The 16,642-nt window shown below is 68.1% G+C and carries 10 protein-coding genes and 1 pseudogene; 7 read left to right on the top strand and 4 right to left on the bottom strand.

Annotated elements, in window-relative coordinates; genetic code table 11:
• Positions 1-65 precede the first annotated feature (65 nt).
• Together BIV24_RS09800 and BIV24_RS09795 are read right to left on the bottom strand one after the other, a co-directional pair.
• Complete coding sequence (locus tag BIV24_RS09800) at positions 66-3,275, bottom strand: AAA family ATPase (RefSeq protein ID WP_071365833.1); 3,210 nt, start codon at positions 3,273-3,275, stop codon at positions 66-68.
• Positions 3,272-4,510, bottom strand: coding sequence for a metallophosphoesterase family protein (locus BIV24_RS09795; protein WP_071365832.1), 1,239 nt, complete (start codon positions 4,508-4,510; stop codon positions 3,272-3,274). The genes BIV24_RS09800 and BIV24_RS09795 overlap by 4 nt, the downstream gene beginning before the upstream one ends.
• A gap of 127 nt (positions 4,511-4,637) precedes the next feature.
• On the opposite strand from BIV24_RS09795, the gene BIV24_RS09790 reads away from it, so the two are divergent.
• The 5 genes and pseudogenes from BIV24_RS09790 (at position 4,638) to BIV24_RS36380 (ending at position 10,579) form a co-directional block, all read left to right on the top strand.
• Entirely contained in the window at positions 4,638-5,462 is an 825-nt protein-coding gene (locus tag BIV24_RS09790; protein ID WP_071365831.1) for a hypothetical protein, read from the top strand.
• 51 nt (positions 5,463-5,513) lie between these two features.
• On the top strand, positions 5,514-6,659 hold the full coding sequence (locus BIV24_RS09785; RefSeq protein ID WP_071365830.1) for a nuclease-related domain-containing protein: 1,146 nt from the start codon (positions 5,514-5,516) through the stop codon (positions 6,657-6,659).
• Positions 6,656-8,152 carry a hypothetical protein gene (locus BIV24_RS09780; protein WP_071365829.1) on the top strand — a complete coding sequence of 499 codons (1,497 nt, stop codon included), beginning with the start codon at positions 6,656-6,658 and terminating at the stop codon, positions 8,150-8,152. The genes BIV24_RS09785 and BIV24_RS09780 overlap by 4 nt, the downstream gene beginning before the upstream one ends.
• A complete protein-coding gene (locus BIV24_RS09775) occupies positions 8,149-9,516 on the top strand; it encodes an AAA domain-containing protein (RefSeq protein ID WP_079168122.1) in 1,368 nt (455 codons plus the stop codon). Before BIV24_RS09780 ends, BIV24_RS09775 begins: the two co-directional genes overlap by 4 nt.
• Before the next feature lie 290 nt (positions 9,517-9,806).
• Positions 9,807-10,579: pseudogene (locus BIV24_RS36380) on the top strand (DUF5131 family protein).
• Positions 10,580-10,613: 34 nt separating this feature from the next.
• On the opposite strand, the gene BIV24_RS09765 reads toward BIV24_RS36380, so the two are convergent.
• Positions 10,614-11,702 (bottom strand): three-Cys-motif partner protein TcmP, encoded by a 1,089-nt coding sequence (locus tag BIV24_RS09765; RefSeq protein WP_071365827.1) that lies wholly within the window; start codon positions 11,700-11,702, stop codon positions 10,614-10,616.
• 242 nt (positions 11,703-11,944) lie between these two features.
• Complete coding sequence (locus BIV24_RS09760) at positions 11,945-12,343, bottom strand: hypothetical protein (protein ID WP_071365826.1); 399 nt, start codon at positions 12,341-12,343, stop codon at positions 11,945-11,947.
• Between the two features lie 196 nt (positions 12,344-12,539).
• Between BIV24_RS09760 and BIV24_RS09755 the strand changes: the two genes are divergently transcribed.
• Together BIV24_RS09755 and BIV24_RS09750 are read left to right on the top strand one after the other, a co-directional pair.
• Positions 12,540-15,644, top strand: a complete 3,105-nt coding sequence (locus BIV24_RS09755; protein ID WP_071365825.1) for an alpha/beta hydrolase — start codon at positions 12,540-12,542, stop codon at positions 15,642-15,644.
• 161 nt (positions 15,645-15,805) lie between these two features.
• On the top strand, positions 15,806-16,555 hold the full coding sequence (locus tag BIV24_RS09750; RefSeq protein ID WP_071365824.1) for an IS5/IS1182 family transposase: 750 nt from the start codon (positions 15,806-15,808) through the stop codon (positions 16,553-16,555).
• Positions 16,556-16,642: the final 87 nt, after the last annotated feature.

Raw genomic sequence — 16,642 nt, 5'->3', positions numbered from 1 at the left:
TTCCAAAGAGGCTGTCCCGAGGGCGGATGGGCTCCTGGCGTTACTGCTGGCCGACCCGGTGTTGCTCAGGTGTGTTCCAGCAGGCGCCGGATCCCGTCGCGGATGACTGCGGCGCGTTCTTGCTCTGTGAGCCAGGTGGCAGTGGAGCCCTTGGCGGTCTTTTCGACGAACAGCACGTCTTCGACGGCGTCGGCCACTGGATACAGGTGGCTGATGACCGCGAGGGTCTTGTCCCGGATCGCAGTGCCGCTCAGGACGGGAAGGGTGGTGTCCAGGCGGTCGGAGTCCAGCGAGCCGAACCCTTCGTCCAAAAACAGGCTCTCCAGCTTGCTGTTGCTGCGGTTGTGAAGTTCCACGAGTGCCAGTGCCAGCGCGAGGGAGGTCTGGAATTTCTCCCCGCCAGAGAGGGTCTCTGGGCCGCGCGTGAGATTCGTGGCGGACTCCACGATCTTGAAGTCCTCGGTGAACGCATAGAGCCCTGGGGAGATCTGCTGGAGGATTCTGCTTCCGTAGCGGAGCAGCGAATGGGTGCGCTGCTTTGTGAGATAGGTGAGGAACTTCGTGTCGGTGAGCTGTTCGCTCACTCTCCTCCACGCTACGGCCTGCTCCTCCGCGGCGGTGATGGCAGCGTCCAGTGCCTCGGCGTAGGGGATTTGGGACTGCGCGGTACGCAGGTCGGACTTGGCCTTGTCGTGCGCCGTTTCCGCGTCGCTTGTCTTGCGGCTGAGCGGGTCGAGAACGGCGGGTGCCAGCAGGTCGCTCTTTTCCGGCACCGGGAAGCCCGGGTCATGGTCGGTTTCGTCGGCGGCGGCCCCGGCTTGGAGGGTGAGTTCCTTCTCGAACGCGTGGATCTCGTCCATGGCCCGCTGCCCGGATTGTTTCAGTGCGCCCGCCAGTTGCTGACTCAGCGAGGCGAGGGCCAGGTAGTAGGCGTCGACAAAGGCCAGGTCGGATCCGTCGGGGGCAGGAGGTAGTTCCTTGGGCGCCTCGCAGCCAAGGAGACTTTCGGCATCGGTGGCGGCGTCCGCCCAACGCTCCAGCTTTTTGATGAGATTCCGGGTGGGAGTCTCAACCTTGCGCTGGCGGCGTCCGTCCAGGGCCTGCCGGTGCTCGGCGTGCTCGGTGAGGGCCTGCTGTGCCTCGTCGCGAGCCTGTGCCGTCTGTTCGAGCTGTGCGAGGCGCTGACCGGCTGTCTCCAGCGATGAGGCGATGTCCTTTGGGGAGGGGAGGTCCTGCGGTGTGTCCTGGGCGGGTCGTATCGAGGCCGGGAGGCCGGTAACCTCGGTCAGCAGTGTCTGCAGGCCGCTCTCATACTGCAGTTGGGTCTTCTCCAGCCGTTTGCGTTCACGCTGCAAGCGGCCGCGCTGGCGTTTGAGGTCGGCCCGGGCCGCCTCCTTCTCGGCCTGCGCCGTCGCCAGCTCTGCCTGAGCGCTCGTGTGGGCCGCGAGCGTTTCTGCTTCCGTATCGCGCAGCGGCTGGACGAGTGCCTTGACCGCACGGGTGATCTGGACCCCAATCTTGGGGTCGCTGCCCGCGAGGGCACGCGCCTGCACGGCCGTCTGCCGGCTCAGCGTGTCCAGAGTTGTGGCCACGCCCGGCACGACGTTCGACCGCATCGCGTCCACCAGCTCCTGCAGCTGAAGCAGTGAAGTGTCCATGCGCTCGAGAGCGGCCAGGTGTGCGCGCTGGTGCTTCTGGGCCGTCTGCTCGGCCGTGCTCAGCTGGGCTGTTGCCTCCGCCGCGGCGGTTACGGCTGTGTTCACGGCTTTTGAGGATTTGGTGAGCTTGCCTTTGGCTTTCCCAAGCGCCTTGCCGTCCAACGGGGACGGGGGAGTGAAGTTGCTTGGGAGGGGTCGGATGCAGACCGGGCAGGCGTCTCCTGGCGCCAGAGCGCAACCTGCCGTGTGGGCTGCTTCGCCGCGCTGCACTGCAGCAAGAGCTTCCTCAGCTTCTTTCCGTGCCCTGCGCAGTTCGCGCAGCTCAGCTTCCAGCCTGTCGACGCGGCCGCGCTGCTCCTCGACTGTCTCGAGCGTCGTGTTGGCCGACTGCAGATGTGTCGCCGCGGCGGTGGCTTCCTGCAGCGGGCCCCGGACGGCCTCCTGGATCTGGTCGGTGTGTGCGCGGGCCTGGGTGACGGCGTGCTGTGCCAGGTCGGCTTCCTCGACGAGGACCGCTAGGCGCTGCTCGTGTTCGGCCAGCTCCTGCTGTGCTTGCGTGTGCTCCTGCTCATGTTCGCCGTGCTGCAGCTGCTCCTGTTCAAGCCGCTGCAGCAGGGCGTCCAACTCGGTTGTACGGCCCGGCAGGTGGGACAGCACAGTCACCGCACTGGACAGGGACCGGACCGTGTCACCGGCCTGCGTGGCCGCCTCCAGGGCGGCCTGCGCCGAGTCCAGCTTCAGGCTCAGATCGCGTCCGGTCTCTTCCTGCGTTGCGGCTTCGGCATCGAGCTCCGTCTTCACCTTGGCCAGCGTGGCCAGCGTGACAGCCGCATCCGGGACGCTGCGCTCACGCAGCAGCCGTGCCGCCTTGTCCAGACCGGCCTTGCGGTGCTTGTGTGCGACGGCCCGCCCTTGTGCCGCGCGCAGAGCGGCCAGCCGCTCGCGCCGGCTTGCCGCGACGCCACGAGTACGCTCCACATCCAGCGCCGCCTGTGTGGCGACATCCTGGGGATATCGCAGGAGGTCCGCCCGGGCGCTCCTGGCGTCGAGGATGCCCGCGCTCAAGCGGTCCAGCCGAACGCTGGCGTGCTTGCGGACACGTTCCAGTTCGTTGATGCCGAAGACGTGCCGCAGGATGTCGGCACGGTCGCCCCTGTTCGCCTTGAGCAGGGTGTCGAACTTCCCCTGAGGCAGCAGGACCGTGCTGACAAAGCCCTTCCAGTCCAGCCCGATGAGCTGGGTGACGGCTTCTGTCACCGCGCGCATGTTGTCGACCCGCAGGTCGGCGCTGCCTTCGGTCATGGACTCCAGAACAGCCTGCGGCTTCTTGCGGTTTGCATACAGGGTGCGCCGCACCCGCCACGGGCGGCCGTTCACAGAGAACTCGAACGTCACGTGCATGCTGGGGCAGCCGGTGCTGATCAGCTCGTAGGCTTCCTCGGGTTTGTTCGACCATGAGCTCGCGCCGTACAGGCCGAAGGTGATCCCCTCGAGGAGAGTGGACTTGCCGGCGCCGGTAGGGCCCAGGATGGCGAACAGGCGCTTCCCGGTGAAGTCGATGGTGCAGGTGCCGGGGTAGCTGCGCATTCCGCTGACGATGAGCCGGCTGGGCTTCACGACGCCTCCGTCCAGGTGTTTTCCAGCGCAGCGCGGAGCATTTCCTCGGCCAGGACCGGGGGCAGCGTCTCGTCGTCGAGCTCGTTGAGAAGGTGGGTGAATGCGGTGACGGTGGATTCTGCGGTAGCGCCGCTCAGCCCCTCGGATGCCAGGTAGGCGCGGAAGGCGTCGGGGAGCTCCGGCTCATCGCCGGGGTCACCGTCCATGACAGCCTCGGCGGCCGCCTCTCGTGCCGGTGCGGGGTTGATGAGGATTGCGTCCGGGACGATCTCGGCGATCTTGTGGCTGAGGACTCCGTCGGGTTCCTCGCCGGTGATCACCGGTTTGAGGAAGGTCCCGTCGTACTGGGCAGCTGAGGCCCTGAGTTCGTCGAGGGTTCCGGTGAAGCGCGTCAGGCGCTGTCCGCTCGAGAGCCGGCGAGGCAGGGCCCTGACCGGTCGCCCGGGATCGGCGTCGACGATCACGACACTCTTGGATTCGTCTGCTTCGCCGAAGTCCATGGCGAGCGGACTCCCGGCGTAGCGGGCGGTGCACTTGGCGCCCCGCACCGTTTGCGGGCGATGGATGTGCCCGAGGGCGGCGTAGGAGACCTCCGGAAGATTCTCGGGGCCGGTTTCGAAGCCGTCGTCCACGGCCCGTTCGCTCGGGGAGCGTTTGGCGCCGGTGACGTACACGTGAGCCGCGAACAGCAAGATGTCCCGGTCGGGGTGGTACCCCTCGTGCATTGCCCTCATCAGCTCCGCCTGCAGCTCGCGCATCCCCTCGGCGTAGTCGGCGTACGACGTGCCGGTCGCGGAGTGCTGCCAGAAGCGGTTCGGATGCACGAACGGCAGGACCGCCAGGCGGATTCGCTGCTCACCGCCGCAGGCGTCGAAGGTGAGGACACCGCCGTCCTCCGCCGGGCGGAACCGGTCGGCGAAGAACAGGCCCCGGCCCCGGGAGGGGCCATTCATGGAGCCGAAGAACTCGAAGTACGCGGGGGAGTCGTGGTTGCCGGCCAGGACCACGGTGGGGGCGATGGCGGCGAGTTCGACCAGGGTGCCCATGGCGCGCGACATGGCCCGGATGGTGGGACGGGAGTGGTGGAACAGATCGCCGCTGTGGACGATCAGATCCGGCCGGCTTTCCTGGGCGATGGCCACGATCTCGGCCAGCACGGCGTCGAAGTCCTCTTCGCGCGGGTGCCCGTGAAAGATGTGGCCTAAATGCCAGTCGGAGGTGTGGAGCAGTCTCATGCCTTCATGCGCCCTTCTGGGAAGCGAGGCGTAGGAGGGCACCGGTGGTGCCTTACGAGCCCGGGACACTACACCAAAATCACTGGAAGAAAACTGGGCGCCATCGGAACCCTGCTAGCATGCGAGCATGGACGAGCATCTGGTCGCTCTCGAGAAACACATGCAACAGCTGCAGGAAGCGATCCGGCAGGCGCTCACGCAACACGACTCCGCCCAAGTCGACCTCTTGGGTGAGGAATTGACGCGTACTCAACGCGCCTGGAACGTTCTGTGCGGGATCAGCGACAGCGGCAGCCCGGACACGGTCCAGTCGGCGCCCGCCCCGACCGACGCCGAGACTGTCCCGAGCGGCCTGACCGTACGCGACCAGGTCCACCAGGCACTGACCCTGCTCACCGTCCCCGCCTCGCCCAAACTGCTCAGCCAGGTCCACCATGCGTTCTTCTCCGGCCCGCTGAACACCGCACGCTTGACCACCCTGCGCCGCGACGAGGAGCGCTCCTTCCGCTCCGCCCCCTACGCCCGCGCCTACTACATCTGTCCCGCACTGACCTTCGACCTGCTCTCCCCGGCCCGCGCACTGCTCGCCCTGAGCACCTGGCCGCTGGAGCAGCGCCTAGTGGGACCACTCACCCAGCGCGTCCACTTCCTCACCTCGGCCCTGCGGCTCGCGGACGCCGCGGAACACCTCGTCGGCGAAACCGAGTTGCCCCAGCCACTCCAGCAGCTCCTGCTGCACTACAGCCGCAACATTCACGGCGACACCACCCGGGGCCCGCTCGACCTGGACGCGCTCCGCCGGGCCGCTGCAGCGGAACTGGAGATCCACGCCGACGACGACGCCGACACCCGCGCCGAAGCGGCCCGGCGCGCGCGCCAGCAACTCGGCGACGCGGAGCAGATTTTCGGCAACATCCTGCGCAACGTCTCTCGCCTGCGCCGTACTTCGTAAACCCGCTCCTACGACCTGCACGGCTGTGCCCTGCCCCTCCAAGGAAGAACAGTGAGTTCGCTCGACGCACGACTGGGCGTATTACGCGGAACCGCCCCGCCCATCCCGCACAGTGCACGAACCCTGGCAGCGCTGACCGCCAACCCGACCTGCGACCGCCGCTCCCTGATAGACGCCGCCGGCATCGACAAAGCCGCCCTCGCCGCCCACCTCAACCTGCCGCAGCCGCTGAGAAAATCCCAGCTCGCCCTCGACTACGGCCTCGCCTTCGAACACAAGGTCACCGCCCAAGCCGGAGCACCCCTCGTGCCGCTGCTCCGCCAGGCCCTGGCCCTGACCCTGCCCGAGGCGTCCTACCAGGACGTCAACAGCGTCGGCAGCGACGACGACAAGTCTTCCCTGCAGCTACGCCACGCCCACACCCGGTCCCGCATCCTCAGCGCAGCACACCGCAGGCCAAGCCAGCACCGCACCCTGCTCGACCACCCCGTACTGCACCTGACCGTCGCCGGCCACCAGGCCTACCTCGAGCCCGACATCATCGCCTTTCATCGCGACGGCGTCTTCCACGTCGTGGAGATCAAATCCTTCCCGGTCATCCACGGACAGTCCGACCCCCTCAAGGTCGACGCAGCGCTGACCCAGGCCGCCGCCTACGTCCTGGCCCTGCGTGAACTCCTCGCCGACGACGGTCTCCCACCAGAGCGTGTCTCCGACACCGTGATCCTGGTCAACCCCCGCAACTTCACCCAGCACCCCACCGCCACGCCCTACAAGGCCTACCAGCAGATCAAGTCCCTGAGCCGCCACCTCGGCAGACTGAGGCGCCTGCCCGAACTGCTGGACAAGCTCCCGCCCCACACCACCCTCGACCTGGCCCCCGGCCCCGACGGGAAACCGACCCGGCCCCGCGGTGAACTCGCTGCCGCACTCGCCACCGTGCCAGCCCGCTACACCCCAGGCTGCCGCCACCACTGCGACCTGGCCTTCCACTGCCGCACCGAGGCCCGCAACCAGCGCAGGACCGCGGCCCTGGGCACCAAAGTCCGCGACGACCTGGCAGGAATCGACACCATCGACACGGCCCTGGCCCTCACCGACGGCCAACTGCACCCGGCACGGGACCAGAAGGACATCACCCAGGCCCTGCAGCAAGCACAGCGCATTTACGCAGAACTTCAAACAGGCATCGCATGAGCCTGCTCACCTCACTGCTGAAGATGCGAGCCGCCGACACCGGCAACGCCCTACGCGCCAGCCAACTGCGCCACCTCCACCTCAGCGACCAGCCGCTGATGCTGCTGGCGATGACGCGAACCGGCCCCGCCGCACGACCACTGGCCGTCATGCTGGGCACCGACCCGCACCGCCCTCAGCTCCTGGTCGCTCCGCCCTCAGGAAGCACCACCTCTATGCTCGCCACCCTGGCAGACGCCGTCACCGCATACATCGACGCCTGCCAGCGGCACAGCGAACACCTGCCCGCCATCAACAACAAGCCAGCACGGCGGCGCTACACCGACGCCCCTCAGATCCTCGTTCCCAACCCCCAGACCGTGCAGCACCTAAAAGTCCTCGGAGACGACCTGCGATTCCGCCGCGTCGACGACCAGAACCCCGACTCCCGAGCCGTCCAGCGCCTGGGACACTGGCTCACCTATCTCACCGACCGCGCCGACATCCCCGGCTCAGCCGCCCTCATCCCCATGACCAGCTTCCTCAGCATGCACTGGGTCACCGGCCAAAGCCCCCAGGAGGACGAGGATCTGGCCACTCTGCTGGCCTGGATCGACCCGCCCCGTCACGCAGCCTCGGGACGCGATGCCGCATACGAGGCAGAAGACCCGGCCACCCACCGCCCGGCGGGACCAGCCACCGACGCCGCCTTCGACAACGACCACCTGGCGCCCCTGTTCGATGCCTACGCCCGTGCCCGGGCCCAAGGGCAGGACCAGGCCCGCACCCTGGAAGAACTCGAACGCTTGCTGGCCGCCTACCTGCACCCCACATGGGATCTGATGTGGCAGGCCTACACACTCCTGCAGGCCCTCCCCGAAGCCAAGAGCAGCACACGCCGCTGGGACCACGAGCGCACCGTGTTCACCGACGAATGCGTCTACCTGGCCCAGGACGGGCGCCCCCGGCCGGCCCGCGACCAAGCCGTCGCCGCCGCCGTCCGCCTGGCCCGCATGGAACACGGAGCTGCCGCCTTCGCCGCGGAACGCGCCGCCGACGACCCCTTCGCACGAGCCGAACTGCGCACCACCGGCGAAGCCTTCGGCGGCACCGTCACCGCGATCGACTCGAAGCACACCCTTCGCGGGCCCACCGGACGGCCGCAATGGCGGCCCCGGTTCACCGTGTCCACCACGGACCTGCTGCGCATGGAACCCGGCCAGCTCCTGGCCTGCCACGCCTACCGCAAGGCCGGCTACAAGATCTGCGAGATCACTCCCGCCGACGACGACACTCTCGTCGAACTCGAGATCACCGCGGGCATGGGCCACGCCGACCGTCCCAACTACGACGTCCTGCCCGAAGCCGGTGCCTTCCTCGTGTTCACCATCGCACCGGACCCCTACCGGATGCCGGAATTCCCCGCACGAGACCAGACACCCTGGACCCACGGCGGGCCTCCCGCCGACCATCCGGACCACAGCAACGAGGGCGAGGGCGAGGAAGAACAGTGACACCTCCCCACCAGCCCCCATCGCCGCCGCAGCAGATGGACCAAGCCACCCGCGCCATCCTGGAGCAGCTCCCCACGCTCACCCACCGCGGAATCGTCGTGGACTCCCCGCCCGGCGCCGGCAAATCCACCCTGGTCGCCCGAGCTGCCGACGCCCTCGCGCAGTCCAGCGCCCCCTGCCCCGTCATCGCCCAGACCAACAGCCAGGTCGACCATCTCGTGCGGCGATTCGCCCGGCACCACCCGCATCTGCGCACCGCCCGGCTCACCGCAACGGAACACACAGTCCCGCACGACCTACAGGCACATCCGGGCATCCAGATCGGCACCCGCATCGAAGCCCTCGAAAAGACGGCCGACGTCATCGTGGGAACCGCCATGAAATGGGCCACGGTCACCGACCGCCGATGGCCATGGGCGATCATCGACGAGGCCTACCAGATGCGCTCCGACATGCTTTTGTGGACCGCCGGCCTCTTTGACCGGGCACTCTTCGTCGGAGATCCCGGCCAACTCGACCCCTTCTCCGCGGTCGAAACCGACCGCTTCCAAGGCCTGTTCCATGACCCCATGAACAGCGCGGTCGCCGTCCTGCTCGCCAACAACCGCGACCTGCCCGTCCACTCCCTGCCCGTGTCCTGGCGCCTGCCGCCCTCAGCCGTCCCCCTGATCAGCGACGCCTTCTACCCCTTCACGCCCTTCCACGCCGGAAGCCGTGAAGCCGACCGCACCCTCACGTTCTCCATCCGCGGCATGCGTACCCCCACCGACGAGGTCATCGAACACGCCGCCCGAACCGGATGGGCACTGTTCGAACTGCCCGCCCGCATCACCGGCCCGCACGACATCGAAGCCTTCCAGGCCGTCCTCGGCATCGCCGAGCGGCTGCTGGCCCGGCGCGCCATCACCACCTGCGGGGAAACCCCCGAAGCCCACGTCCTGCTGCCGGGTGACGTCGCCATCGGCACTGCCCACCGCAGCCAGGCCCACCACATCCGCGCGCTCCTGGCCCGCCACTACCCTCAACTGCACGGCATCACCGTCGACACCGCCAACCGACTCCAGGGCTGCGAATTCCGCGTCACCATCGTCCTGCATCCCCTCTCCGGCCGCGGCGATGCCTCCGCCTTCCACCTGGAAGCCGGCCGCCTGTGCGTCCTCACTTCACGACACCGCCATGCCTGCATCGTCGTGGCCCGCGTCGGCATCGCCGAACTCCTCGACGCTCACCCCTCGAACGACCCCGTACACCCCGGAGCCGCCTCCAAGGTTGCCGACGGCTGGGAGGCCAACCACGCCGTCCTCGCCCACCTGGCCGGGCACACCATCGACGCCCGGGCACAGTACGGCCGCCGACGCGGATGAGCAGCACGCGGCACCACGCACGCAATGCGCGCATCGGCCGGGCTGCGGGCGCTGTGCGTTCCAGCCGTGGGAAACGCCGTCAGCAAGCCGGAACTGCTTGCGGCGGCTGGCAGGGTGGCTGGTTTGCACCGGCCTGCCAACTCCGAAAATTCAGACACGTGTTCTATTATCGGGTTAGCGGCTACGGTGCGCCGGTCAGATGGTTGGATGACGGTGTCCGGTGATGCGACACGTCGTTGGGGATGCAGCGACTGTGACCGGGCCGCCGGGGTGAGGTGCGGTTCGAGGGGATGGAGCGCCGGCCAGTGAGTGACCGCAGCGCGATCGAGTGGACCGAGGCGACGTGGAACCCGACGACGGGCTGCGACCGCATCTCCGCCGGATGCGATCACTGCTATGCGCTGACGCTGGCGAAGCGGCTGAAGGCCATGGGCTCTCCCAAGTACCAGGCCGACGGTGATCCGCGTACTTCCGGGCCGGGCTTCGCACTGACGCTGCATCCGGACACGCTGCGGGTGCCGTACGGGTGGAAGAGCCCGCGGACAGTGTTCGTGAACTCGATGAGCGACTTATTCCACGCCGGGTGCCACTCGACTACGTCCAGCAGGTCTTCGAGGTGATCGCTGAGACGCCGCAGCACACCTACCAGGTCCTCACCAAACGGGCCCGGCGCCTGCGGCAGATCGCCGGGCGGTTGGAGTGGCCAGCGAATCTGTGGATGGGGGTCTCGGTGGAGAGCGCGCAGGAACTGCCCCGCATCGAGGATCTGCGGCAGGTGCCGGCCACGGTGAGGTTCTTGTCGTGCGAGCCGTTGCTCGGTCCCCTCGACGGCCTGGATCTGACGGGCATCGACTGGGTGATCGTGGGCGGCGAATCCGGGCCGGGGGCCCGCCCCATGGACCTGGCCTGGGCAGCGGACGTGGTGGCCAGGCCCCGCCAGTCCGGCTGCGCCCCGTTCGTGAAGCAGCTCGGTTCCCGTTGGGGCAAGGAACACAAGGAGATCAGCCAGTTCCCTGCCGCTCTGCGGGTTCGCGAATACCCCGAGGAACGCGTCCGCGTCTGATCCGCGCAGCAGGCGCCCTTGAGGGGATGCCGTTTCAGGCGGGCAGGCTGACCTGGCTCTTCGTCGTGAGTTTCCCGCTGGAGAGCAGGGTCACCTGGCCGTTTTGCCGCATCTCACGTATGGCTTGCAGCGCGTGCTTGGGCAGCAGCCACTCACCACTCGTCTCCACCGTGGCCGGTCCCATCGACAGGCGCTGCGCGACCAGCTCCAGAAGTTCGGTGTCGGCGAGCCCTGCCGCCTGGAAAAGGTCGATCTGGCCGTCAGGGATGGCCCCGCGCGTGCGCGGGTCGCGGAAGCTTTCGCCGTCCCGGTCGTCGACCTTCCACATGGCGTCCTTCATCGCTTTCAGGCCGGCCGTGCTGCCGGTGCCGAAGACGAGGTAGAGAGGCTGTCCGGTGCGGGGGACGAGTTCGAACTGCAGCTGGTCGGGGAAGCCCGACCGGCGCAGGGCATCCCGGTAGGTCGACAGCCACACGCGCCACCGCTCGTCGGGGCGCAGTTCAGCATCCGCGGGCGTCCAAAACGCCCGGCCGCCGAAGACGGTGTCGAGGACGTCCAGGTTGAGGTTCTCACGACGGCTGAACCAGTTGGGGCCGAAGGTGGTTACGACCTCGCTGGAGGGATTGCGGGCGATGCGCCTCATCACGTCCAGCGGAACATTGACACTGCCCCAGCTGTCGAAGATGCCGAGGATGGGGTGGCCCCAGGCACCCAGCCGGGTCAGTAGGGGCATGCTGTCGGTGCCGGCGTCGCCGCGCTGGACTTCGAGGTGGACTGGCAGGTCACGCAACGGCCCGAAGCGGGCGTGGAGTTCGCCCATCAGATGCTTGTGCCGGGCAGGGTCCTTCTCGATGAAGATCAGGTGCACGCGCCGAGGACTGAGGTGCATGCGGTCGACCGCGCTGTGGTTCAGCAGACGTTCGAGGAGAAAGACCGGCGAGCCCGGTTCGCTGTCCTGGTAGCGGCCGGGACCGGCGAAGGCGTCAAGGAGTGTGACGCGGGGGCGGGCATAACCAGTGCGCTGGGACGTCTGCAGCAGAATGGGCCACCAGGCATCCAAGTAGCGCTGGTACAGGCGGTGTTTGGCGGCTGTCGCCGGTTCCAGCTTCCATAACACACCCATCCCGGCCCCCTCCAGGTCGATGGGCGAGCATGTGCCGGCCGCACCCCTTGGCCATTGATGGTGAGAGCAACCGGGTTCGGTGTAAAGAGCACGTACGAGCCGCCCGTTCCCGTTTGTGCACTGCAGACGCCGAAGCGCAGCGATGCCCTGATCGGTGGTTCGTGAAGGCGGCAGGACAGGCCAACAGGTTCTCGCTGTGCCTGGTCAAACCGCCTGTCCGGGGCGCCGCCAGGCTGGTGGCCTCACCCGCGGCCGCGCACCACACCACAAACGATCATGATGCGGCGTGTCGACCAGTTGCTGTGGCAGGTGTCGCATACGGTCTTGCGCCATCCTCCCGGCCAGTTGTCGCGGGTGCGGATACGGCCGGGTGCGCCGCAGAACTCACAGGTGCGCTCCGCCTCCTCCTCGGCGGGGGCGATCAGGCTCCGCAGCCTGTCGCCGCTGCCCGGCGGCCCTTCCACGTAGACGCGCAGGCCGCTGAGCTTCTCTTTGAGATCGAGCAGGCGGTAGCCGCGAAAGGCCGCGCGAATCTGTTCATGCAGACGCTCCAGCAGCCCCCGCCAGCCCGGACCTACTGCGTGGATCCGCGCAGGGATCTGTACCGGGCGCGCATCAGGGGCAGCGGGGTCGTCAGCCATTGCCCCATCCTCGCGCACCGCGCGTTGCCGAGGCTCAGCCCACAAGGGGTGCCGGTACATGATGCGCATGAGCAAGCGCCCGGCGGCTGAACCCGTGTTCACTCAGCACCGCAGACGCGTGCATGGCCCTGGGATGTCAGTGGGGTACTGGACACTGGTCGTGCGTAACTGCGGCAGTGAGACCAGGGGGAACGACGTGAGTGACGATGCCGTCCAGCTCGAGAAGCGTATCCGCTTCGCCTTGAGCACCCTCGGCGAGAGCAACAGCCACCACGAGTTCGAGGCCCTGTGCCTGGGCCTGGCCCGCCGGAGGATCACCAGCAATCTGCTGCCGGCGACCGGCCCCGTCAGCGGCGGCGGGGACCAGGGCCGGGACGCCGAAAGCCACTGGAGCAACATTCCCCGGGAGTTGCCCGACACGTCCCTGTTCGCGTCGCTGGCCTCCACCCAGCGGGTGGTGATGGCCTGCACCATCCAAAGCACCGACATCCCCGGCAAGATCCGAAAGGACCTGGCATCGATCTGCGGGCAGGGAACCCCCGTTGACCGCGTCATCTACTTCACGGTGACCGCCGTGCCCACCAGGAAGCGGCACGACCTGATCGAAGAAGCCGCCCGGACGCACCAGGTCGACCTGGAGATCTGGGACGCGGCCGCCCTCGCCCTCCACCTCGCCGACTACGACCTGTTCTACCTCGCCGTCCAGTACCTCCACCTGCCCTCCGACCTCGCTCCACCGCGCCCGGACGGAGCCGGTGAACTGCCCGACTGGTATGCCGAAGCCCGCCGGCGATGGCAGGCCAACGACGAGCCGGCCCGCACCCTGGGCGACCTGGTGGACCTGCGGGGCCCGCTGCGCCACGCCACCTTCCACGAAGAGGCGAGAGCCGACCTGCCGGAGTGGATCGGCCACGCACGTGCTCTGCTGGCCGCCGCTGCAGGGGAGCACACCGCACTGCGGGCCCGCTACGAGATCGTCGTGGCAACCCTGCGCGGCCTCGGCGACATGCGCCCGGCGGACCAGCTGGCCCGCGACTTCTTCGACACGGTCACTGCCGACGACACCCTCACCGAGCCGGGAATCCTCGAGGACGCCGTCGTGCTCCTCGGATACGGATTCGGGGCACTGCTGCGCAATCTCACCGCGCTGACTGCAGACGACTTGTGCGGCTGGCAGCGCCTGCTGGCCGACAAGATCGACCGCCTGCTGGACGTGGGCCCGCCGGCCAACGCCATGGCCCATCTGCTGGCCATGCGGGCCCGCCTGGCCCTGCACACCGACATGACCGCCGACCCCGTATCCCTGCCCGAGGACCTGCCGACCGTCGCGGAGGCCACCGCATCCGTCCTCGAAGCGGTGGAAGCCGGTGAACCGGTACCTGCTCTCCAGACGCGGCCGCCACTCACGGACCTCGACACCGCCATGAACATCCTGCTCCGGCTGGGCCACCACCTGGACAACGCGCCGCTGTTCCCCATCGAGCACACCGCCGACCTCTTCGACTACCTCACCCCCGTACTGGTGGACCATCCGCTGTACCGGGAGGTCCGTGACCTGCTCGATCAGGCAACCGACCGGGTAACCGGCCAGACCGCACGCGGCGAACGCGCCCAGTCCCGGGGCCACGCCCTGATCAAGAGCGGCCGCATCCCGCAAGCACTCCAGGAGATCCACGAAGCCAAGGCCAACTGGCTGCGCGGCGACACCCTCGAGGGCGGCCTGATCATGCTGCTGCTGTGCGCACGCCTTTACAGCGAACTCGGCCTGCCCATCGCCGCCAAGCAGTACGCGCTCGCAGCCGCCACCGCCGCAAAGTCCGCGCCTAACCCCGAACTCAGCCGCTTCGTCCCCCGCGGCATCATCCACGCCGCCCAGTACGACCGCCAAGCCGGAAACTGGATCTCCGCTACCCGCCTGTTCTGCATCGGCCTCATGGCACAAACCGACTACTGCGACGAGCCGTACAACAGCGAACGCTACCCCTATGTCTGGGAGATGATGGCCGACCAGGCGCTCACCCTGCGCGTGGCCGGCGCGGTGCGGCCCGGATTCGTCCCCCTGCTCCGCACAATCACCGCCTCGGTGGGCATCGACACCGTTATCGACGAGATGCTCACCCCGATTGCCGACGTCCCCACGACAACCGAAGAGGCGTGCGCCGAGGAGGCCGATACCCACGGAATGGGGCGGCCCTTCAGCGATGCCGGCCCCACACGCCGCTATGCCTGGAACGCGCTCGGCGTCGACTGGGAGATCACCTGCCCGAACGAACGACTGTCGGTGCTGGCCGCGGAACGCTACACCGCAGCACTCCAGGTGTTCCTCGGTGAACTCGCCCTAGGAGACCCGCTGTTCCTGCCCGGCAGCCTGAGCGTCGAGATCCGCGCAGACGCCACCGTGCCCCACGACCAGCCCGCTGTCTGCGACCAGAGCACCGACCGGGACACCAACCGGTGGAGGCTGCGCCTGCCCACAACCGCTCCCGCAGACCTGGAAACAGAACCGTCCCGTCTGCTCACCGCCCTGATCAAGGTGATGCTCTCCCAGTCGCTGCTCTCCGATGAATCCTTTATGCACCTCGTTGAGCAGGCGCTCGCCAGCGGCCTCTGGCACAAGCTCTTCGTCGGCCGCCCTTACGACGAACTGGCCGACTTCCTGAGAGCCGACGACTACCAGACGATGGCTGCGCTCGCCGACCCGGCCGTCGGAGCAGGCACGCCGCGCGGCCAGGCGAAACCGGCTGCCCTGCCGGCCCGGACCGGGCCTGGGTCCAGCTACGAGCACGAGACAGCCCTCGACACTGTCCGCAACCGCTATACGGTCATGCTCCCCATCGTGCGCTACACCCTTCCCCGCCTGGCCGCGGACCCTGGCTTCCGGCATACGGCCACGCAGTTGAGGCAGGAAGGATGGCGCGACTGGCACCTGCTGACCGCCATCGCCAACGCGGTTGGAAACCATCGCGCCCAGCAGCAGGGCCTGCGCCCCTCGCCGGGCGATTCCCCGGAGCACCGAGCCCGCATCCTCGCCGCCATGCAGGCACCCGAGCGTCCCGACGACCCGCCTGTTCCTGCAGAGGCATTCACCGAACCTGCCCTGCGCTCACACCTCGTCGTGGCTGCGGTGAGCACCGCGCGCGGCCTCGGCCTCGCCGTCCGCCCCGGCCCGCTCCACCCTCAGGCACTGTTGTCGGTACTCGGTGAGCGGTACGGCTACTGGACGGACGACATCGAGCACACGGACCCGTTTGGCTGGCCGGCCCCGGAAGGTGACACGACCCCTGATCGAGGACGCGCCTGACCTGCTTCCCCCGGAGACAGACGCGACCAGGTTCGCCCTCAGCATTGAGCTTCTTCGAGTTGGCCACTGATCGGGTGATGGACTGTGAAGCGCAACGAGCGAGGCCCCCGGACTATTGATCGAGATGTCTGACGTCTCCATCACGTTGCTCGGGGGCCTCGTTGGTCATCCATCCTGGCGCACTCGACCTGCCTCACGCACTGGTGGAGTGGGTCACCATGCTGATCGTCACCCGTGAGGGCGACCGGCGCTGCAAGCTCCATCCGTCCCAGCGCGCGATGGTGGCACTGGTGTACCTGCGCGAACACATCACTCTCGCGAAGATCGCCGCCGGGTTCCGGATCAGCGAGTCCACCGCTCACGCCTACACCAACGCGGTCATCGACCTGCTTGCTGAACGTGCCCCGGGCCTGCTGAAAACGCTGCGCGAACACGAACCCGACTTCGTCCTGCTCGACGGCACCCTCGCCGAGTGCGACCGGGTCGGCGACGGTCGGGTCGACTACTCCCACAAGCACCGGCGTCACGGCGTGAACGTGCAGGTCGTCACCGACCCCGAACGCCGGCTGCTGTGGCTCTCGCCCGCCCTGCCGGGCCGCACCCATGACCTGACCGCCGCTCGCACGCACAAGATCATCCGAATCTGCGAGCGCCAGGGCGTTCCCATCCTGGCCGACCTCGCCTACCAGGGCGCCGGCCCGTGGCTGACCACCGGCATCAAGCGCAGGCCCCTGCAGGAACTCAGCCCCACCGAAAAGTCCCGCAATCGGGCACTGGCCGCAGCGCGAGCGCCCGTCGAGCGCGGCGTCGCGAGACTGAAGTCCTGGCGCATCTTCCGCAGGTCCCGATGCAGCCCCAACCGCATGACGTCAATCGCCAAAGCCATCCTCACACTGGAGCGGCAACGCTGAAGAAGCTCATTGATCCAAGGGCGCTGTGACCCCGGGGGCCGACGTCAGAAACCCTGTCCGCGGCGGCCCCCAGGCGCCGGCGGTTGC

Origin of the sequence: Streptomyces colonosanans, assembly GCF_001866645.1 — a bacterium.
Lineage (GTDB): Bacteria > Actinomycetota > Actinomycetes > Streptomycetales > Streptomycetaceae > Streptomyces > Streptomyces colonosanans.
This window is presented reverse-complemented; position numbering and strand designations above follow the sequence as displayed.